The organism is Pseudomonas sp. FP2335, from assembly GCF_030687535.1.
Classification (GTDB): domain Bacteria; phylum Pseudomonadota; class Gammaproteobacteria; order Pseudomonadales; family Pseudomonadaceae; genus Aquipseudomonas.
Genome location: NZ_CP117437.1, coordinates 1237882 through 1258946, shown reverse-complemented (window position 1 = coordinate 1258946; position 21065 = coordinate 1237882). Strand labels below are relative to the sequence as shown.

Sequence of the window (21065 nt, the reverse complement as noted above, 5' to 3'; positions counted from 1 at the left end):
GTCACTCAATGAACCAGGGAAGTTTGCGCACTGAGGGGCAGCGCCACCCAGGCTTCGAAAGCATCGGCGCTCAACGGCCGGCTGATCAGATAACCCTGGGCCGTGTCGCATTGCCAGCGCTCCAGCAAGCGTAGGCTATGGGCGTACTCGACGCCCTCGGCGACAACCTTGAGGCCCAGGTTGTGGCTCATCTCGATGGTGGAACGCACGATCACCGCGTCTTCACTGGTTTCATCAAGGTTGCGCACAAAGGATTGGTCGATCTTCAACTCTTGCACCGGCAGGCGCTTGAGGTGCGCCAGCGACGAATAGCCGGTGCCGAAGTCATCCACCGACAGGCTGATGCCACAGTCGCGCAGCAGGTGCAGGACTTTCAGGGCTTTTTCCGGCTCGCGCATCACCGCGCTTTCGGTGATCTCGAACAGCAGTTGTTCGGCCGGCAAGCCATAACGGCGCAGCAGCGCCGAGACGCGATGGGCCAGGTCATCACCGAGCAGATCATCCGCCGAGATGTTCAGCGACAGTTGCAGGGACAGGCCGCGCCGGTTCCATTCACACAGTTGGCGGATGCCCTCCTCGATCACCCAATGGGTCAGCAACTGGATGCTGCCCGAGCGTTCGGCCAGGGGGATGAATTCCGCCGGCGAAACCATGCCGAACTGCGGATGCTGCCAGCGCAACAGGGCTTCGGCCTGGCGTACGTGGCCTTGGCGGATGTCGAGTTTGGGTTGGTAGTGCAAGAGCAACTGGCCCTGGCTGGGCGCGTGGCGCAGGTCGCGGATCAGGGTGACCTGGCGACGGTGAACAAGGTCGCGACCGTGTTCGTAGATCTGCAGGCGGCCGGGCATTTGCGCGGCGTCCTTCATCGCAATCGCCGCACGCTCGAGCAAGGTGTCGGCGCTTTCACCATCGTCCGGGTAGGCCGCAATGCCAAGGCGGCAATCCAGCGCCAGGTCGTGGCCGTTGATGCGGCGTGGGCGCAGCAGCAACTGTTGCAGCTTGTCGGCCAGGCCCACCGCTTCGTCGCTGCCGGCGCCTTCGAGCAGCAGCAGGAATTCGTCGGCGATCAAATGCGCCAGGGTATCGCCGGGGCGCAACGCGCCTTGCAGGCTGCGGCTCACGTCCAGCAACAACTGGTCGACTGCCTCAGGCCCGGCGGTTTCGCTGGCAGCGCGCAGGTTGTCGATGCCCAGGTAGATCAGCGCCATCGGCCGGTGCGTGGCAATGGCATTGCCCAGGCGTTCCATGGCCAATGCGCGGTTGGGCAAGCCGGTGAGGCGATCATGCAAGGCGTTGTGCGCCAGTTGCAGCTCGCGCTCGGCGATGCCGCTTTGCATCGAGTTGAACACGCTGGCCAAGCGCCCCAGTTCATCACTGCGCGCCAGCACCACGGGCGTCTGGTAATCGCCCTGGCCGATGCGTTCGGCGGCGAGCGCCAGGGCCTGCACCGGGCGCGAGACACCGCGTGCCAGCAGCAAGGCACCGATCAACGAGGCAATCAACGCGATCAAGGCAATCCCGAGAATTTTTTCGTCGAGCGGCGCAAACGCCTGCATCGCCGCATCCAAGGGGCTCTGCAACAGGGCCAGGACCTGGCCGTCGGCGTCGCTGGCCAACACCAGCGACTGGCTGAGAAAACTGTGTTCCAGGTGTTCGGTGGTGGCCACACCGTGATGCGTACCCTGCGCCAGCATCAGGTTGACGATACTGTCGCGCAGTACCTGGGGCTGGGTGCTGACCAACTCGCCCGGCTGCTGGCGGTCGAGGCTCAGGAACGACACTTCCAGGTTGCTCAACGAGCGCAGCTCTTCGGCGAACGCGCTGTCCATGCGCAGGCCCATCACTACCCGCGCAATCGGCAGCGGCGCGAGCACCGGCGCTTCCACCAGCAGGTGCGGCATGCCTTGCAGCGGCACCATCAGCATGGTCTGGCGATTGCGCCGCGCATCGCGCAGCGCCTGGTCATAACGAAAGGTCGAGCCTTCGGGCACCTCGTCGAGGGTGCTGGCGAGGACTTTGCCGTCCATGCCCAACAGGATCATGTCGCTGGCGTTGATGCGCTTGCCGTGGTTGAACAGTACCGAGCGCATGGTGGCCGAATCGCCACTGGCCACCGCATCGCGAAAACCGAAGTCGGACGCCAGCAACTGCACACCGTCGGCCAGGCGCCGGCCGCGCACGTCGAGCAAGCGTTCGAAGACCCGCGCACCGACTTCCAATTGCGCCTTGGCCTGGCCGCGCACCGCCTCGCTGGTCGCGGCCTTGACGCTGAAATACAGCGCACCGACCACCACCAGCAACAGCAGGATCAGCACACTGGCGACACGCGCCTGGAAGCTACTGCGCAGTTTCATGGGCGGCTCGATTGAAGGCATCGCCAAACGCAGTCGGTGTGGGCGCTGGCGGCAGGTCGGCCGACGGCGGTTCAAGCTTGAGTTGCACGGCGTGGCTCAGGCCCGCGGCAGGCAGGCTCAGGGTGCCGCCGTCCTGCGGCTGCATGTCGAGCAATTGCGGGTGCCACAGGGTGACGTGGTAGGCACCGGCCGGCAGGTTGTCCAGGCGCACGCGGCCCTGGGCATCGCTGACGCCGAAGCGGGGGTCGTCGGTGACATAGATGTAGCCGAGCATCCAATCGTGGATATTGCAGCCGAGCACCACCACCCCGGGCTTGTCGAACAGCAACGGTTCGGTGGGCGTGCCTTCGTACAGGCGCAGTTCAAAGCGCTTGGCCGCGGAGAACGAATAGACCTGATGGCGGATGTTGTCGCTGTTGGGGAAGCGCACCTGGGTGCCGGTGTGCACCGCCAGCACATGGGGCGCGAACTTCTGGCCGCGTTGATCCATATCGGCCTTGAGCGTGCCGACGGGCGCACCGACCGGACCTTGCAAGGTGATCACGGCATCGCTGACCGGCGTCTGATCGGCCTGGCGCACCTGTACGTCCAGTGTCGCGGCACCGGCGTCGGTGTGGGCGGACAACAATACGGCCGCCAGGGAAAACTGTAGGAAAATCCGGTTCATCAAGGGTCCGCACGGCAGTGAAAAAAAGCGGCCTGCCTTGGCACATACGAGGGTTATGGCGCAGATGATGCCGCAAACAAGGCCAATTGCCATCATTGTTTCAGCGCAAAGCTTGACCGCCGGTCGGCAAAAAACTATGCAATCGGTCAGGACATGTAGAGGTCATCGGCGCAGCACGAAAAATCTGTAGCCGCTGCAACCGGGGTTTTCTAGAGCGGCACCCGCTCGCGGCGCATCCACATCTCGAACGCCATGGCATTCAATGGCCGGCTGATCAGGTAACCCTGGGCGGTGTCGCACTTCCACTGCTTGAGCAGCTTCAGGCTCGGCGCAAACTCCACGCCTTCGGCCACCACCTTGAGCCCCAGGTTGTGGCTCATCTCGATGGTGGAACGCACGATTACCCCGTCGCCGCTGGCGCTGTCGAGGTTGCGCACAAAGGACTGGTCTATCTTCAACTCCTGCACCGGCAAGCGCTGCAATTGCGCGAGGGACGAATAGCCGGTGCCGTAGTCGTCCACCGACAGACTGATACCGCAACCGCGCAGTTGCTCCAACACGTTCAGTGCCTGTTGCGGGTTGTGCATGATCGCGCTTTCGGTGATCTCGAAGATCAGTTGCTCGGCCGCCACCGCGTAGTGCATCAGCAACGCGGTGACACGAATCGCCAGGTCATCATCGGCCAGGTCATCCACCGAAATATTCACCGACAGTTGGATATGCAGCCCGCGCTGCCCCCACTCGGCAATCTGGCGGATCGCTTCTTCGATCACCCACAGAGTCAGGCTGGCCATGCTGCCGGTGCGCTCGGCCAGGGGAATGAACTCGGCCGGCGACACCTGGCCCAGGGTCGGATGTTGCCAGCGCAGCAAGGCTTCGGCCTGGCGCACATAGCCCTGGCTGAGGTCGAGCTTGGGCTGGTAGCACAGGAACAGTTCGCCTTCGACCACCGCACGGCGCAGGTCGCGGATCAGGGTGATCTGGCGCTGGTGGGCCAACTCGCGGTGCTGCTGATAGATCTGCAAATGCCCGGGCAAGGTGGCCGCGTCGTGCCGGGCAATCGCGGCGCGGCTGATCAACTCTTCCACCTGCTGGCCGTCCCCGGGGTAGGCGGCGATGCCGATACTGACCTCGTGGCGCACTTCGTCATGGCCGATGCGCTGGGGTTCGGTGAGCAGCGCGTAGAGGCGGTCGGCGCGGGCGACGGCGCGGTCGATCTCGGTGTTTTCCAGCAGCACCAGGAATTCACTGCCAGCGATACGGGCGGCAGTGTCGCTGGCGAGCAGGCTCATGGACAGGCAACGGCTGGCTTCGCGGAGCATTTCCTCGACGCCCTGGGCGCCGAAACCCTCGTTGATCAGGCGGTAGTTTTCGATCCCCACATACAGCAACACCACTGGCCGACGCGCACTGATCGCGCTGCCCAGGCGCTCCATCGCCAGCGCACGGTTGGGCAGGCCGGTAAGAGAGTCATGCAGGGCGTTGTGCGCCAGTTGCCGCTCGCGCACGGCGATGCCGCTTTGCATGGCATTGAACGCCCGGGCCAACAGGCCGAATTCATCGTGGCTGCGCACACGCACCGGGGTGCGGTAATCGCCGGCACCGATACGGTCAGCGGCCTCCACCAACGCATTCAGCGGGCGCGATACCCGCCGCGCCAGGAACAACGCGCCGGCCAGCGACACCACCAGCACCGCCAGGGCTATCCCGAGGAACTGCCGGTCCAGCGGCGCAAAGGATTCCAGGGCGTGGTCCAGTGGGCTTTGCAGCAGCACCCGCACCTCATCGCTCTCGCCGGTATTGGCCAGCGACAGCACCTGACTGAGCATGCGCTGGCCGTGGAAGCGTTCGATGTAGGCCTCGGAGGTGGCCGGCACCCGGCGCAGCGTGGCGAGAATATCGGCGCGGACCGTGTCGGGCTGGGTGCTGAACAACGGGCCGGTGCGACCGTCCTGCCTGGCGAGGAACGACACTTCCAGGTTGCTCATGGAACGCAGTTCGTTGGCGAACTGGGCGTCCATCGCAAAGCCCATGACGACGCGCGCCACCGGCTGCGGGTTCAAGACGTCCTTTTGCACCAGCAGGTAGGGATGCCCGTCCATGGCCACGATCAACATTTGCAGACCGCTGCGCCGCGCATGGCGCAAGGCTGCGTCCTGGGGGAACAGCATGCCAGGGGTGAACAGCGGCAAGGTGCTGACCGTGACCCTACCGTCCAGGCCCAATACAAACACTTCGCTGGAACCGATACCGGTGCCGTGCCGGTACAACGCGGCCAGGATGGCTGCGGTCTTGCCTTCGCTCACGGCTTGCTTGAAAGGTTCGTCGGCGGTCAGCCAATCCAGGCCGTATTGCAGGCGGCGACCGCGCAGGTCGAGCAGGCGCTCGAACACCTGGCTGCCGGTTTCCAGCTGGACCTCGGCCTGGTTCTCGACGGCCCGGGTGGTTGCGGCCTTGACGGCAAAGTAAGTGGCGGCGACGACCACCAACAGCAATAACGCGAGCACCCCGGCGATACGGGTCTGGAACGTATGGCGCCACCTCATTGCAGTGCCCTCTGGCAGCAACTGTGTCTTTCTGCCACTACGTCCCTGTGTCATACGCATCCCTGGCAACTGCTGACCTGGCGTCAAAAAAACATCCATTTCAATTGGATATTCGGTTTAAGCAGGTTAGCTGGGACCTGGGATATGTACACCCAATAGAACAGGGAAAATCACTGCCAATTTATTGGCGACACTGGCTTGACCGAACGTCCACCTCCCCCGCATTCGACACCTTGTAGTGAGCGGGCTTGCCCCGCGCTGGGTGGCGCAGCCGCCCCAAATGGTCCGCCGCGGTGTTTCAGCAAGATCGAGGTGTCAGGGTTTAGGGCGGCTTTGCCACCCAGCGCGGACAAGCCCGCTCACTACAGGTGCGGGCGCGCATGAGGTCACAGGGTGCGGGCGCGCATGAAGTCGCCCCAGCGCCGTACCAAGTAGTTGTGCTCGTCCATCACCGAGTTCCACACCGCGATATGCCCCATGCGCTGCTCGTAGGAGCCGCCATCGCGCACTTCACCGATGTCGATCAGCGGCAGGCCATCGCTGCCGAGCAATTCTTCCCGGGCCGGTTGGCCGGCGTACCAGTAATCCCACTCGGCGCTGCTCAGGTGATCGCGACTGCGGGCCGGGTTGCCGATGTAGTAACCCTGGCGCGCCATCACTGCGCCGGGCCAGCCGGACAGCCACCAATTGAGGTAGGCGTAGGCCGCATCCAGCACCGGGCCCCGGGCATGCCGTGACAACGACAGGCCGCCGAACCAGGCGCGATAGCCCTCGCGCGGTACCGCCAGGCGGTATTTCACCCCAGCGCGGTGCAGGCGCATCAGGGTCGGTGACCATAGGCTCTGGATGTCGATACTTGGGCTGAGCATCAGTTGGGCAGCCTCTTCGTCGTCCGACCAGAACGCGGCGAAGTGGCCTTCCTTCTGTTTGCGCACCAGGATAGTGGCGAGCACGTCGATCTCTTCGATGCTCATGTTGCCGATGTCCTTGAACTGTGCCAGACCCGCGCCCTGCACCGCCAATGCCGCGTCCAGTGCGCCGATGGCCGCGTCGCTTTGCAGCGCGGTGCGTGCGCTCCAGGCCGGGTCGAGCAGCCAGCCCCAGCTTTCGTTGCGGTGGCAAAAGCCTTCGGGCAGCCGTTCGGGGCGGTAGGCGAAACTGTCGGCGTTGTGGGTCAGGGGCAGCATGCTGATGCGTTCGGTGACGGTGCTGCCGAGGCTGCCGTCGTGCTGCACGAACAGGCGCTCACTGGGCACGCTGCCGCTGCCGAGGCGGTCATCCGGCGACAGCCGGCCGCGCTTGGGCAGGTCGTTGATTTCGTGCCACAGCGCGATGCGCCGCGTGTCGATGGGCTGGATCGCCCGCGCCGGCCACACGAAGTCGACGTTGTGGAACCACTGGTCGTACAGGTCGTAGCTGTCGGGCTGCATCACCGCAATGCGCTGGGCCTGTTCGACGTCGTGCACCTGATAGACCAGGCGAATACCCAGTTCCTGCTCGGCGCGCACGCGCAGGCATTCCAGTAAGGTCACGGAGGTGCCGAGCACCCGCAAGGTGATCATTGGGCGAACCGCCGTGAGAACACTTCAAAGGAACGGCGCAGCAGCGCCGGGTCGAGGCCGCGCAGGATAAATACCAGGCGCGACTGGCGTTCGTCGCCCGGCCAGGCAGGCAAATGCACCGGGGCATGCAGGCAGTGCTGCACGCCATGAATGACGATGGGGGCGTGGCTGGCGTTCACGTTGAGCAGTCCTTTGACCCGGAGGATTCGTTCGCCATGGCATCTTAACAGCATCGACAGCCACACCCCGAAACCGACCCAATCCAACGGCTGCTCGAAGGTCAGGCAGCACACCTGCGCGGCGCCGTGGGTGGCGCTGACGGGTTGGTGCAGTTGCCAGCGGCCGACCTCCACGGCGGGCTCGGCACTGCGCAGGCCTTCGCCGAGCAGCAATTGGTCGCCGCTGTGGATCTCGTGGGTGTTGAGGATGGGCGTGCCGGCATTCAGCGCCTGCAAGTGCGCGCGCAGTGGGCCACTATCACCGGCCACATCGGTCTTGCTCAGCAGCAAGCGATCCGCCGCCGCGACCTGGGCCAGCCATTCCGGGTGCAGGCGCTCTTGCAGCGTGGCGTGGCTGGCGTCGACCAAGGTGATCACCAGGCCGATATGAAAACGCCCGCGCAGTTGCACGTCATTGTTCAAAGTGGCCAGGATCGGCGCTGGATCGGCCAGGCCGGTGGTCTCCAGGATCACCCGCTTGAACGCCGGGATTTCACCACGCTCGCGGCGTTGCAGCAGGCCCAGCAGCGCGTCTTTCAACTCGCCGCGAATCGAACAGCACACGCAGCCGCTGGGCAGCAGCACCGTGTCCGGCGCGACTGCTTCGACCAGCAGATGGTCGATGCCGACATCGCCGAATTCATTGATCAGCAGCGCGGTGTCGCCAAGGCTTTCACCTTGCAGCAGGCGCTTGAGCAAGGTGGTCTTGCCGCTGCCGAGGAAACCGGTGATGACGTTCAGCGCGATACTCATGGTCGTTTCCCTCGCCACAGCGGGCGGGTTCAGTGTTCAAGATGGTCGAGCAATTTTGGATCGAGCGGGTCCAGCGCACGGCCGAGCATGGTTTCGGCGGCCTGCCACAGTTGATCCAGGCCGCTGGCCAGTTCCTGCTTGCCCGTGGCGCCGAGCAACAGGTACGAGGCGCCCTGGAAGTCTTCGACCTTGAGCCGGAACACCGCCAGCACCTGGTTAATCGCCGCGATCCGGCGCAGGCGCTCGCGGCGCCTGGGCAACTCGTCGCCCAGGGGGTCGCTCCAGTGCAGGTCTTCGCCGAGCAGCCCGCAGAGTCCGCACATGGCTACACCTCGCTCATGGCATGACGTCGCCGGAGTTCGGGCCGAGGGTCTGGCCGACAAACAGGTTGCCGCCCGGCTCGCTGGCCAGCAGCACCGCGGTGGGCGCGACTTCGTCGGCCAGGCCGAAGCGGCCCAGGGGCAGTTCCTTGGCCTTGGCGCGCTTCCAGTCGTCGCTGATGCCGCCCACCAGCGGCGTTTCAATCGGGCCAGGGGCGATGGCGTTGACCAACACGTTGTCCTTGGCCACTTCCAGCGCCAGGGACTTGGTAAAGCCGATCACCCCGGCCTTGGCGGCCGCATAGTGGGTCAGCTCGGCACCGCCCTTGATGCCCAGTTGCGAGGCGACGTTGATGATCCGCCCCCAACGCTGCGCGAGCATGTGCGGCAAGGCACGCTGGCTGGCGACAAACACGCTGGTAAGGTCGACGCGCAGCATGTCGTTCCACATCTCGATGGTCAGGTCGACACAACGCGCCTGGGTGAGCATGCCGGCGTTGTTGACCAGGATGTCGATGCCGCCAAACTGTTCGACGCACTTGTCGACGCTGGCCTGGGCACCGTCGACGGTGCCGACGTCGGCCAGGCATTCGACCACTTCGGCGCCGAGGTTGCGGCAGGTGATCGCGGTTTCGGCGAGGCTCGCCGCGTTGCGGTCGGCCAGCACCAGGCGCGCGCCTTCGACGGCATAGGCGCGGGCGATGGCAGCACCGATGCCGCTGCCGGCGCCGGTGATCACGGCACGGCGGTTAATGAGTTGCTGCATATACTAATCCCCTTAAGCTCACACAGATCCCGTGTGGGAGCGGGCTTGCTCGCGAATGCGGTGTGTCAGTCACAGTTGATTTATCTGAACCACCGCTTTCGCGAGCAAGCCCGCTCCCACATTTGGACCCAGTACATTCAGTCTGGCCAGCGTACGGTCAGGCCGCCGTCGATGACGATGCTTTGCCCGGTCAGGTAGCTCGACGCCTCACTGGTCAAGAACTGCACCAGCGACGCCACTTCATCCGCCCGCCCTACCCGCCCCAGCGGGATCGCCCGCGCGGCTTTCGCCAGGCCTTCGGGCCCCAGGGAGTTCTTCGCGTCCAACGACTGCGGCGTCTCGATCAACCCCGGAATCACCGCATTGCAACGAATGCCCTGGGCTGCCAACTCCACCGCCAGCGAGCGGCACAGCCCCGGCACGCCGGCCTTGGCTGCGGCGTAATGGCTGTGTTCCTGCCAGCCGTACACGCCGCCGGCAATCGACGAAATCGCCACCAGCGCGCCGCCTTCGCCCATGTGCCGGGCTGCGGCGCGGAAAGTGCGCATCACCCCCGTCAGGTCGACATTGAGCATCTCGTCCCACAGCGCATCGGTCATTTCCAGCAGCGGTGCGCGGCGCAGCAAACCCGCGTTGGCCACCGCGTAATCGAGGCGACCGAAGTGCTCCACGGCTTGCGCGGCCAGAGCGTCGACCGAGGCGGTATCGCCCACGTCCAGCGGCAACATCAGGCACTCGCCGCCGGCTTGTTGCACCAGGGCTACGGTGGTTTGCGGGTCATGGGGGTCGGCCGGGTAATACCCGCCGACCACCGCCACACCGACCCGCGCATAGGCCACGGCGAGGGCTTGGCCGATGCCGCTGGCGGCACCGGTAATCAAGGCAACTTTACGGTTCATCAAAAACTCCTTACTGAACGGTTTCCGGACGCACATGGCGCGCGGCAAACATCAACACACCGGACAGGAAGCACGGCACCGCACCGAACCACAGCGCGGCGGTCTGCCAGTCGCTGCCGGCGGCCAGCACTTGGGTCGCGCCGAAACCTGCGACCACGGCACCAATCGGGCCCATGGCATGGATGATCGCGCCGCCGGTGGCGCGGATGCTGGTGGGGAAACTCTCGCTGATAAAAAACAGTGCCGCCGAGTACGGGCCGATCAGGAAGAACAGGCCCAGGCTGTACAGCCCGACCACCATCGCCATGTTGCTCGGGCCGAACAGCATGCCGGCGAACGACAGCCCGCCGAGCATCCAGCCCAGGCCGATGACGTTGCGACGGCCGATCTTGTCGCCCATCCAACCGTGGCTGAGGTAACCGCAGTAACCCACCAGGTTCGAGAGCACGAGGATGATCAGCGAGTTTTCGAACGAGATGTGGTGCACGCTGACAATCACCGACGTACCCAGCACGCTGAACACCTGGATCGCGGCCCAGTTGAGCAACAGCGCGGCACCGATCACCAGGGTGGCACGACGGGCCGGGCCACGGAACGCGGCCTTGAGGCCGGCCTTGCCGTGTTCGTCGTAGTCCACGCCGTAGGTGACGGCGACGTTTTGCGCTTCAGTCACCGCGCCGCTTTTGCGCAGTTGGCTGATGCGTTCGTGGATCTGGAACTGCGGGCTCTCCTTGAGCTTGCGCGCCATGATCGCGATGACGATGGCCGGGATCGCGGCAAAGATAAAGCAACCCTGCCAGCCGATGATCGGCAGCAACAGTGCGGTCAAACCGGCGGCGATCAACGCACCGACCGGCCAGCCGCCTTGCACCAGGCTGTAGATGAAGCCACGGCGCTTGGTCAGGCGCGGATCTTCCGAGGCGCCGTACAGCTCGCTCAGGTAGGTGGCGTTGACGGTTTCCTCGGCATAGCCCAGGCCGCCCAACGAACGGATCAGTATCAGCGGCGACTTGCCCCACGCACCACCGATCGCAGTCAGCGCCGAACACAGCGCGGAACCCGCCACGGTGAAGATAATGCCTTTGCGCCGGCCCAACTTGTCGACCACCGGCCCAATAGCAAACGCCACCACCGCCGTGCCCACCGCGACCCAGGTCGCGATTTGCGCTTGCTCCACTTCCCCCCAGCCGAAGTGCCGGCCGATTTCCGGCAGCAAGGTGCCGAAGAGGATGAAGTCATACACCGCAAACACCCAGGCGAAAAACGCGATCCAGGTCGCGAAACGCACTTCCTTGGAGGTCAGTTGCCGGGGTTTCCAGCCAGTCAGGTCAAGCTTGTTATAGATGGACATGGGTCGCGCCTCAGGGGGTCAGGTACGGGGTTGGCGGCGGATGAAGTCGTCGGCGATTTCGTCAAAGGTGACGAAGCGCACGCCGGCATGGCTCTGGATGTGTTCGATCAGGCGTTCGAGCATCAGCAGCACTTGCGGGCGGCCGGACACGTCGGGGTGGATGGTCATGGTGAACACCGCGTGTTCGTGTTCGCGGTAGACCCAGTCGAACTGGTCGCGCCACATTTCTTCGAGGTGACGCGGGTTGACGAAGCCGTGGCTGTTGGGGGCTTTCTTGATGAACATCATCGGCGGCAGGTCGTCGAGGTACCAGTTGGCCGGGATCTCCACCAGGTCGGTTTCCTCGCCGCGCACCAGGGGCTTCATCCAGGTGTCGGGGTGCTGGCTGTAGTCGATCTTGGTCCAGCTGTCGCCCTTGCGCACGTAGTAGGGATGGAAGTCGTTGTGCATCAGGCTGTGGTCGTACTTGATGCCTTTTTTCAGCAGCAGCTCGTTGGTGACCTTGCTGAACTCCCACCACGGGGCGACGTAGCCAGTGGGGCGTTTGCCGGTGACTTGGGTGATCAGTTCGATGGATTTATCGAGGACGATTTCTTCCTGCTCGGCAGTCATGGCGATGGGGTTTTCGTGGCTGTAGCCGTGCACGCCGATTTCGTGGCCGGCGTCGGCCACGGCCTTCATCTGCTCGGGGAAGGTTTCCATCGAGTGACCGGGGATAAACCAGGTGGTGCGCAGGCCGTAGCGTTCGAACAGTTTGAGCAGGCGTGGCGCGCCGATTTCTCCGGCGAACAGGCCACGGGAAATGTCGTCCGGCGAGTCTTCACCGCCGTAGGAACCGAGCCAGCCGGCGACGGCGTCAACGTCGACGCCAAATGCACAAAGGATGTCTTTAGCCATGGTGTGTCTCCTTAAATAGTCAGTACGGATTCGACGGACAACGCCGCGCGCAACACGCGCGCGTCTTCCCCCGTCGGGGCGCTGAGCAGCAGCCCGGTGGGCAGGCCCAGGGCATCGCGGCCGCTGGGCAGGGTCACGCCGGGCATGTCCAGGAAACTGCCGGGCATGGTCAGGCGCAGGGTGGCGAGGTTGGTTTGGATGAACAGGTCGTCGTCGGCTTCCAGCGGTGCCAGGGGCGGCGCGACGTGGGCGACGGTCGGGGTGATCAGGAGGGCGCCGTCGAGGTCGTCGGCCAGTTGCTGTTGCAGGCGACGGCGGGCTTCGGTCAGGTGCAGCAATTGGCTGGCGGGCAAGCCGCGGGCAGCTTCGAGGCGGCGCCGTACGCGGGGGTCGAGGTGCGCGGCGTCGGGGCTGTCGAGCAACGCTTCGTGCAGGGCGAAGGCTTCGAAGGAGCCCAGCCAGCCGTGATCCCGGATCAGCTGCAAGGTGGCCTGGAACGCCTGGCATTCACGTTCTTCGATCAGCGCACCGGCGGCTTTGAGTCGCTGCACGGCGTGCAGCAGGTTGTTGCGCACCGCGGGTTCGGCGTCCTGTTGCGCCAGCACCAGGCGCAGGCCCTTGAGGCTGCGGGCGCTGTGGGTCTGGCGGCGGCCGTGGAGCAGATCGTCGATGGCCAGCGCATCGCGCACGCTGCGGGTCAGTGGCCCGAGGCTGTCGAGGGTGCGTGACAACGGGAATACGCCGTCGCGACTGTAGCGTCGGCTGCTGCTGCGGTAGCCCACCAGGCCATTCAACGCGGCGGGAATGCGGATCGAACCGGCGGTGTCGGTGCCCATGGCAATCGGCACGATCCCGGCCGCGACGGCGACCGCCGAACCCGATGACGAACCGCCGGGAATGCGGGCTTGATCGCTGCTGCTCGGGTTGTGCGGCGTACCGAAATGCGGGTTGAGGCCCAGCCCGGAATAGGCCAGTTCGCTGAGGTTGGTCTTGCCCACGCTGACCATCCCGGCGCGGCACAACAGGCCGACACAGGGCGCATCAAGCGCGGCGGCGGGAGCGTTGCGCCGGTAGGCGGCACCGGCGGTGGTGACGCTGCCGGCCACGTCGAACAGGTCTTTCCAGGCCAATGGCACGCCGTCGAACACGCTCAATGGCTGACCGGCCCGCCACCGTGCGGCAGAGGCTTGGGCTTCACGCCGGGCACGCTCGGCGCTCACCGAGATAAATACGCTGGGGGCCATGTTCGCGTGCAACAGTGCTTGCTCGAGCACCTGCACCGGGTCGTTGCGACCGCTGGCGAAATCCTCGGCCATGGACGTGGCGTCTGACATCAAGATGACCCTCCAAAACGTACATATTAATAAAATGTACATTTTACAAAGGCAGCTTTCGTGCCAGTCTGCGTCCGGGACGCATCGTGCAAGTAGGGAATTTCGCCCAGAGCTGCGGGATAGATGCTTTCGCTTGGCGGAAAAAAATCTTGCGGGAACGCCGAATAGCGCCTTCAATGAAATAATGTATCTTTTATTAATAAGTACATTTTGGTGCAGAAAAGTAACATCCCTACATTCAAGGCCCCAAAAAAGTGCCATCGCCGTGGCGCAGGGTGACAGGCGCAAGTTATGAGAGAATCCCCGGCCACCGTCCTACATGCCCCAGGGAAAGCAATGAAAGCAGCGTCCGCCTCGGCCTCTCGTTACGCGATGATTCACCAGGTGTTGCGTGACGCGATCGTCAACGGCACGGCCCGCCATGGCCTGGTGTTACTGGAAGCGCCGCTGGCCGAACTGTTCGGCACCAGCCGCGTGCCGGTGCGCAAGGCATTGGACCTGCTGCATGACGAAGGCTTGATCTGCCGCTTCAACGGCCGGGGTTATCTGATCAACCCCGAGGGCCTGGCGCTGGAGCCGTTGCGCCTGCCCTTGAGCCATGCGCACCTGGGCCTGAACGGTGAAGATGAGCTGGTGGACACGCGGCCGCTGGGCGAACGCATCGTCGAGGAAATCGGCGCGGCGTTGTCCACCTGCATTGCCTTCGGCCATTACCGCCTGGACGAACAAGCCGCGGCTGACCATTACGGCGTCAGCCGTGCGGTGGTACGTGAGGCACTGATGCGTTTGCGCGACCGTGGCCTGGTGGAAAAAGAGCCTTACTCCCAGTGGCTGGCCGGGCCGTTGACCGCGCGGGAAGTCACCGAAGACTACGAACTGCGCGCGTGCCTGGAGCCCGAAGCCTTGCGCCAAAGCGCACCGGGGCTGGATCGCGAGACACTGGAAGCGATGTTGCAGCGGGTGCTGGAAGCGCAGGAAAGCCCGCAATGCAGCCTGCAAGCCATCGAACAGATCGAAGAGGATCTGCATCAACGCTGCCTGGCCGGCTTGCAGAACCGCAAGATCGCCGCACTGATCCGCCAGGGGCAGAGCCCGATGATCATCAGCCGGATTTTTTACCGGTTGCTGGGCATCGGCGCGGACCCGGCGATGTTGGCCGAACATCGGTTGATTCTGGAGTTGTTGTTGCATGGCGCGTTTGATGCGGCGGCGCTCAACCTGCGCGAGCATCTTCAGCGCGCCAGGCAGCGGATGTTGCAGCGCCTCAAGGTGTTGTCGGTGCTACCAGAGCAACCCCTGCCCTCCTACCTGCACAAAATCAGCTGACTAAACGCAATTTAAAATGTGGGAGCTGGCTTGCCTGCTCCCACAGGGCAGAAATACTGTGCAATATGTTGCTATCTCGCCCCCACCATTGAAACCACCGCAACCCCGCCCCATCTAACCTGCATACTTAATGACGCAGGTGCCCCATGAGCGACCAGCAAGAATTCCCCGAATACGATCTAAACGACTACGCCGATCCCGAAAACGCGCAATCCCCTTCGTCCAACACCGGCCTGGCGCTGCCTGGGCAGAACCTGCCGGACAAGGTCTATATCATCCCGATCCACAACCGCCCGTTCTTCCCGGCGCAAGTGCTGCCGGTGATTGTCAACGAAGAGCCGTGGGCCGAGACCCTGGAGTTGGTGAGCAAATCCGACCACCACAACCTCGCCCTGTTCTTCATGGACACGCCGCCGGAAGACCCGCGCCATTTCGACACCTCCAGCCTGCCGCTGTACGGCACCCTGGTGAAGGTGCACCACGCCAGCCGTGAGAACGGCAAGCTGCAATTTGTCGCCCAGGGCCTGACCCGTGTGCGCATCAAGACCTGGCTCAAGCACCATCGTCCGCCGTACCTGGTGGAAGTGGAGTACCCGCACCAGCCGTCCGAGCCGACCGACGAGGTCAAGGCCTACGGCATGGCGCTGATCAATGCGATCAAGGAACTGCTGCCGCTCAACCCGCTGTACAGCGAAGAGTTGAAGAACTACCTCAACCGCTTCAGCCCCAACGACCCGTCGCCGCTTACCGACTTCGCCGCCGCGCTGACTTCGGCCACCGGTAACGAGTTGCAGGAAGTGCTGGACTGCGTGCCCATGCTCAAGCGCATGGAGAAAGTGTTGCCGATGCTACGCAAAGAGGTGGAAGTCGCACGCCTGCAAAAGGAAATTTCCGCCGAGGTGAACCGCAATATCGGTGAGCACCAGCGCGAGTTTTTCCTCAAGGAACAACTCAAGGTCATCCAGCAGGAGTTGGGTTTGACCAAGGACGATCGCAGCGCCGACGTCGAACAATTCGAGCAACGCCTAGAAGGCAAGGTGCTGCCGCCCCAGGCGCAGAAACGCATCGATGAAGAACTGAACAAACTGTCGATCCTGGAAACCGGCTCGCCGGAATACGCGGTCACGCGCAACTACCTGGACTGGGCCACTGCGGTGCCGTGGGGCGTATACGGCAAGGACAAGCTCGACCTGAAACACGCACGCAAGGTGCTGGACAAACACCATGCGGGCCTGGATGACATCAAGAGCCGCATCCTCGAATTCCTCGCGGTGGGTGCCTATAAAGGTGAAGTCGCCGGCTCCATCGTGCTGTTGGTAGGCCCGCCGGGTGTGGGCAAGACCAGCGTGGGTAAATCCATCGCCGAATCCCTGGGGCGGCCGTTCTACCGCTTCAGCGTCGGCGGCATGCGCGACGAAGCCGAGATCAAGGGCCACCGCCGCACCTACATCGGCGCCCTGCCCGGCAAGCTGGTGCAGGCACTCAAGGATGTGGAGGTGATGAACCCGGTGATCATGCTCGACGAGATCGACAAGATGGGCCAGAGCTTCCAGGGCGACCCGGCGTCGGCCTTGCTGGAAACGCTCGACCCGGAACAGAACATCGAATTTCTCGACCACTACCTGGACCTGCGCCTGGACCTGTCCAAAGTGCTGTTCGTGTGCACCGCCAACACCCTCGACTCGATCCCCGGCCCGCTGCTGGACCGCATGGAAGTGATTCGCCTGTCGGGCTATATCACCGAAGAAAAGGTCGCCATCGCCAAGCGCCACCTGTGGCCCAAACAGCTGGAAAAAGCCGGCGTGGCGAAAAACAGCCTGACCATCAGCGACGGCGCCCTGCGCGCCTTGATCGACGGTTACGCCCGCGAAGCCGGGGTGCGCCAGTTGGAGAAACAGCTGGGCAAACTGGTGCGTAAGGCGGTGGTCAAGCTGCTGGATGAGCCGGACTCGGTGATCAAGATCGGCACCAAGGACCTGGAACGCTCCCTGGGGATACCGGTGTTCCGCAATGAGCAGGTACTGTCCGGCACCGGGGTGATCACTGGCCTGGCCTGGACCAGCATGGGCGGCGCCACATTGCCGATCGAGGCGACGCGCATCCATACGCTCAATCGCGGCTTCAAGCTCACCGGGCAGTTGGGTGAAGTGATGAAGGAGTCCGCCGAAATCGCCTACAGCTACATCAGCTCGAACCTGAAGTCGTTTGGCGGTGATCCGAATTTCTTCGACGAAGCCTTCGTGCACTTGCACGTGCCGGAAGGCGCCACGCCAAAAGACGGCCCGAGCGCCGGCGTGACCATGGCCAGTGCATTGCTGTCGCTGGCGCGCAACCAGCCGCCGAAAAAAGGCGTGGCCATGACTGGCGAGCTGACGTTGACCGGGCACGTACTGCCGATTGGCGGCGTGCGTGAGAAGGTGATTGCGGCTCGGCGCCAGAAGATTCATGAACTGATTTTGCCGGAGCCGAACCGTGGCAGCTTTGAGGAGTTGCCGGAGTACCTCAAGGAAGGCATGACGGTGCACTTCGCCAAGCGCTTCGCTGACGTCGCCAAAGTACTCTTCCAATAACACGGTAGTGAGCGGGCTTGCCCGCGCTGGGCGGCGCAGCCGCCCCAAACCCAGGCACCTCGGTCTTGCTGGAACACCGCAGCGGCCTGGTTGGGGCGGCTTCGCCACCCGGCGCGGGGCAAGCCCGCTCACTACAATGGTTTATGTCACTTTCGCCTTGTCACACCTTGTCTCATCTTCGGTTATGCTCGCCCTTCGTCGTCAATCAACGGAGGCTTCATGACTGCTGCCCGCCTGCTTCTCCCCTTGAGCCTTGCTCTGCTGGCCGCCTGCGCCAGTGCTCCCAAGCAAAACGTCAGCGTGGACAAGCAAAGCGCCTGCCCGCTCCAGCTCAAGACCGGGCAGAACCTGATCCTGACCCTGCCGAGCAACCCCACCACCGGCTACCGCTGGGCCATCCAGGACTCCGCCGGCGGCGTGCTCCGCGCGTTGAGCCCCGAGGTCTACAGCAGCAGTGAATCCGGGGTGATCGGCGGCGGCGGGCAATCCACCTGGCGCTTCCAGGCCTTCGCCGCGGGCCAGGGCCGTTTGCGCCTGACCTCCCAGCAACCCTGGGAACCCGAAGCCGAACCCGCCGAGACCTTCGACTGCGCCATCACGGTGAACTGATATGCCATGGCTGATTCTTGCGTTGATGGGCGCCGGCACCTTTATCTACGGCCTGAGCACCCACGCGACGTTGTTGTGCCTGCTGGTCAAACCGCTGCCGGTATTGGCGCTGCTGGGCTGGCTGCATGATGCGCCGCCCACCGACTATCGACGCTGGATCAGCCTGGGGCTGATTTTCTCCCTGGTGGGCGATGTGCTGCTCGCGTGGCCGGGCGACTTGTTTATCTTCGGCCTCGGCGCGTTTTTGTTCGCGCACCTGGCGTATCTCAAAGCGTACTTGAGCGACTGCCGCCGCTTGGCGCTGTTGCCGTTGGTATTGGCCCTGGGCGTGGGGGCTGTGCTGCTGAGCATCCTGATCTCACACGGCCTCGGCGACTTGCTGATCCCCGTGGTGGTTTACGCAACGGTGATCAGCGCCATGCTCTGGCGAGCGTTGGCACGCCTGGGCAGCGACGTGCCCAAGCGCTCGGCGTTACTGGCAGCGGCGGGCGCGGTATCGTTTGTGTTTTCCGACACGCTGATCGGCATCAACCGCTTTGTGGTGGCGTTTGAGGCGGCGCCGTATGTGTTGATCGTCTCGTACTGGCTGGGCCAGTGGGGGATCACCGCGTCGGCGTTCGACCGAGTACCTCACAACTTGTCGAGCGTGAACCGATAACTTTCGATGGCATAGGCCAACTGAAATTCGACGGCCTTTTTAAGCGCGGCCTTTTCCGCCTCTTTCTTGGCGTTCTTGACAGGGTCCTTGTCGGGCACGCCGTAGTCGAGGCGACGCAATTCCAGGTACAGGATCTTCATGGCGTCGGACAAGATGTCGGCGGCATTGGAAATAATCCGCAGGTTGTCGCGTACGGGCAGCAACGCGCTTTTGGCAATTTCGTCATCCGCCTGTTTTCTCAGATCGAGAAATTCAGTGGCGTCGATTTTCTTGTCCTTGTTGATCTTTGCCAGCAGCGCTTTCAACTTCTTGTCAGTGACGGTCAGTTTCAGGCTCATGATTGCATCCTCAGGGAATATCAGACTCCCCCGAACTTAGGCCCTCGCAAATAAGCCGTCTACTGTCAGAATTAACAGGTCGCCCGCCTTGCCTGACTAACGGTCCGATCAACCATGCATCCCGCTGTCAACTTGGCTAAAATGCCGGCCTTCCCCCCATCAATGCCGGAACAACCGTGAGCAAACAACCCGATCGCCTATTCGCCCAGCCCCTGACCCAGGTGCCGGACTTCGCCTTTAACGAGGATGTGGTGCGGGTGTTCCCGGACATGATCAAGCGCTCGGTGCCGGGTTACCCGACCATCGTCGAAAACCTCGGCGTGCTCGCGGCGCAGTTTGCCCAGCCCAATAGCGTGCTCTACGACCTCGGTTCATCCCTCGGCGCGGTGACCCAGGCCCTGCGCCGGCATGTGCGTACCGACGGCTGCCGGGTGATCGCGGTGGATAACTCGGCGGCGATGGTCGAGCGTTGCCGCGAGTACCTCAATGGCCAGGACTCGATGTTCCAGGAGTTGCTGCCGGTCGAGGTGGTCGAAGGCGATATTCTCGCGCTGCAATTTCAACCGGCCTCGGTGGTGGCGCTGAACTTCACCCTGCAGTTCATCGCCCCCGAAGAACGCCTGGCGCTGCTCTCGCGCATCCGCCAGTCGCTGCTGCCGGGTGGGGCGCTGATCCTGTCGGAAAAGCTGCGCTTCAACGATGTTGAAGAACATGAACTGCTCACCGACCTGCATATCGCGTTCAAACGCGCCAACGGCTACAGCGAACTGGAAATCGCCCAGAAGCGCAGCGCCATCGAAAACGTCATGAAGCCCGACAGCCTCGAAGAACACCGCGAACGCCTGCTGGCGGCCGGTTTCTCGAAAGTCGTGCCGTGGTTCCAGTGTCTTAACTTTGCCTCGTTGATTGCCTTGCCATGATTGATCTGTCCCCCCTCGCCCGCCATCTGGTCGGCACTCCCCTGGCTGTGTGGGCCCAGGGCCTGCAAGCGCAACTCGATAGCAAGATGGAAAAGGGTCATGGCGACCTGGAGCGTTGGCAGAGTGCGTTGGACGCCTTGCCAAAGATCCAGCCAAGCGAGGTGGACTTGCTCAATGGCCTGACCCTCGACACCGATTGCGACGACGAAACCCGCGCACAAATGCGCACCGCGTTGATGGGCCTGAGCCCGTGGCGCAAAGGCCCGTTCAACCTGTTCGGCGTGCATGTGGACACCGAATGGCGTTCAGACTGGAAGTGGTCGCGGGTGGCCCCGCATTTGAACCTCAAGGGCAAGCGAATCCTTGATGTGGGCTGCGGCAATGGCTACTACATGTGGCGCATGCTCGGCGCCGGGGCGGACAGTGTGATTGGCGTCGACCCGAACTGGCTGTTCTTCTGCCAGTTCCAGGCGGTGCAGCGTTACCTGTCGGAACCGAAGGCCTGGCACCTGCCGTTCCCGTTCGAAGACCTGCCGGCGAACCTGGAAGGCTTCGACACGGTGTTTTCCATGGGCGTGTTCTATCACCGGCGTTCACCGATCGAGCATCTGTTGGCGCTGAAAGACACCCTGGTCAAGGGCGGCGAACTGGTCCTGGAAACCCTGGTGGTGGAAGGCGATCAGCAACAAGTACTGGTGCCGGAAGACCGCTACGCGCAGATGCGCAACGTGTGGTTCCTGCCCTCGGTACCGGCGCTGATGCTGTGGCTGCGGCGCGCCGGGTTCAGTGATGTGCGCTGTGTGGACGTGAGCGTGACCACGGTGGAGGAACAGCGGGGGACGGAGTGGATGAAGTATCAGTCGCTGAGCGACTTCCTTGATCCCGAGGATCACAGCAAGACCATCGAAGGGCTGCCGGCGCCGATGCGGGCCGTCATCATCGCTCGCAAGTAAGCGTGCGGTTTCACTGAATAAATA

At 63.5% G+C, this 21065-nt stretch carries 18 protein-coding genes; 6 read left to right on the top strand and 12 right to left on the bottom strand.

What is annotated here, in order from left to right; translation table 11 throughout:
• Nucleotides 1-5: 5 nt before the first annotated feature.
• From PSH81_RS05480 to PSH81_RS05430, 11 genes are all read right to left on the bottom strand, one after another.
• Nucleotides 6-2354 (bottom strand): EAL domain-containing protein, encoded by a 2349-nt coding sequence (locus tag PSH81_RS05480; protein WP_226455985.1) that lies wholly within the window; start codon nt 2352-2354, stop codon nt 6-8.
• A complete protein-coding gene (locus PSH81_RS05475) occupies nt 2338-3021 on the bottom strand; it encodes a methylamine utilization protein (protein ID WP_226455986.1) in 684 nt (227 codons plus the stop codon). Before PSH81_RS05475 ends, PSH81_RS05480 begins: the two co-directional genes overlap by 17 nt.
• Before the next feature lie 209 nt (nt 3022-3230).
• A complete protein-coding gene (locus PSH81_RS05470; RefSeq protein ID WP_305392128.1) occupies nt 3231-5567 on the bottom strand; it encodes a bifunctional diguanylate cyclase/phosphodiesterase in 2337 nt (778 codons plus the stop codon).
• 386 nt (nt 5568-5953) lie between these two features.
• Nucleotides 5954-7129, bottom strand: coding sequence for a PotD/PotF family extracellular solute-binding protein (locus PSH81_RS05465; RefSeq protein ID WP_226457811.1), 1176 nt, complete (start codon nt 7127-7129; stop codon nt 5954-5956).
• Complete coding sequence (locus PSH81_RS05460) at nt 7126-8100, bottom strand: GTP-binding protein (protein WP_305392127.1); 975 nt, start codon at nt 8098-8100, stop codon at nt 7126-7128. The genes PSH81_RS05465 and PSH81_RS05460 overlap by 4 nt, the downstream gene beginning before the upstream one ends.
• A gap of 29 nt (nt 8101-8129) precedes the next feature.
• Nucleotides 8130-8423, bottom strand: a complete 294-nt coding sequence (locus PSH81_RS05455) for a hypothetical protein (protein ID WP_192297415.1) — start codon at nt 8421-8423, stop codon at nt 8130-8132.
• A gap of 13 nt (nt 8424-8436) precedes the next feature.
• The gene (locus PSH81_RS05450) at nt 8437-9186 is read right to left on the bottom strand and encodes an SDR family NAD(P)-dependent oxidoreductase (protein ID WP_305392126.1); all 750 of its coding nucleotides are present in this window, start codon (nt 9184-9186) and stop codon (nt 8437-8439) included.
• Nucleotides 9187-9323: 137 nt separating this feature from the next.
• A complete protein-coding gene (locus PSH81_RS05445) occupies nt 9324-10085 on the bottom strand; it encodes an SDR family NAD(P)-dependent oxidoreductase (RefSeq protein WP_305392125.1) in 762 nt (253 codons plus the stop codon).
• Nucleotides 10086-10095: 10 nt separating this feature from the next.
• Nucleotides 10096-11436 carry an MFS transporter gene (locus tag PSH81_RS05440; protein WP_226457815.1) on the bottom strand — a complete coding sequence of 447 codons (1341 nt, stop codon included), beginning with the start codon at nt 11434-11436 and terminating at the stop codon, nt 10096-10098.
• An 18-nt stretch (nt 11437-11454) separates the two neighbouring features.
• Nucleotides 11455-12333: a polysaccharide deacetylase gene (locus PSH81_RS05435; RefSeq protein WP_003234086.1), complete on the bottom strand. Its 879-nt coding sequence runs from the start codon at nt 12331-12333 to the stop codon at nt 11455-11457.
• 11 nt (nt 12334-12344) lie between these two features.
• On the bottom strand, nt 12345-13667 hold the full coding sequence (locus PSH81_RS05430) for an amidase (protein WP_305392124.1): 1323 nt from the start codon (nt 13665-13667) through the stop codon (nt 12345-12347).
• Between the two features lie 336 nt (nt 13668-14003).
• On the opposite strand from PSH81_RS05430, the gene PSH81_RS05425 reads away from it, so the two are divergent.
• From PSH81_RS05425 to PSH81_RS05410, 4 genes are all read left to right on the top strand, one after another.
• Entirely contained in the window at nt 14004-14993 is a 990-nt protein-coding gene (locus PSH81_RS05425; RefSeq protein ID WP_192297425.1) for a GntR family transcriptional regulator, read from the top strand.
• 146 nt (nt 14994-15139) lie between these two features.
• Nucleotides 15140-17563, top strand: coding sequence for an endopeptidase La (lon, locus tag PSH81_RS05420; protein WP_226457818.1), 2424 nt, complete (start codon nt 15140-15142; stop codon nt 17561-17563).
• A gap of 219 nt (nt 17564-17782) precedes the next feature.
• Nucleotides 17783-18172 carry a protease inhibitor I42 family protein gene (locus PSH81_RS05415; protein WP_226457802.1) on the top strand — a complete coding sequence of 130 codons (390 nt, stop codon included), beginning with the start codon at nt 17783-17785 and terminating at the stop codon, nt 18170-18172.
• Between the two features lies 1 nt (nt 18173).
• The gene (locus PSH81_RS05410) at nt 18174-18830 is read left to right on the top strand and encodes a lysoplasmalogenase (RefSeq protein ID WP_192297430.1); all 657 of its coding nucleotides are present in this window, start codon (nt 18174-18176) and stop codon (nt 18828-18830) included.
• Here PSH81_RS05410 and PSH81_RS05405 read toward each other — a convergent pair.
• Nucleotides 18803-19168, bottom strand: a complete 366-nt coding sequence (locus tag PSH81_RS05405; protein ID WP_226457803.1) for a hypothetical protein — start codon at nt 19166-19168, stop codon at nt 18803-18805. The two genes, PSH81_RS05410 and PSH81_RS05405, sit on opposite strands and share 28 nt — an antisense overlap.
• 176 nt (nt 19169-19344) lie before the next feature.
• On the opposite strand from PSH81_RS05405, the gene cmoA reads away from it, so the two are divergent.
• On the top strand, nt 19345-20088 hold the full coding sequence (gene cmoA / locus PSH81_RS05400; protein WP_192297433.1) for a carboxy-S-adenosyl-L-methionine synthase CmoA: 744 nt from the start codon (nt 19345-19347) through the stop codon (nt 20086-20088).
• Nucleotides 20085-21041: a tRNA 5-methoxyuridine(34)/uridine 5-oxyacetic acid(34) synthase CmoB gene (gene cmoB, locus PSH81_RS05395; protein ID WP_305392123.1), complete on the top strand. Its 957-nt coding sequence runs from the start codon at nt 20085-20087 to the stop codon at nt 21039-21041. The genes cmoA and cmoB overlap by 4 nt, the downstream gene beginning before the upstream one ends.
• The last annotated feature ends 24 nt before the right edge of the window (nt 21042-21065 follow it).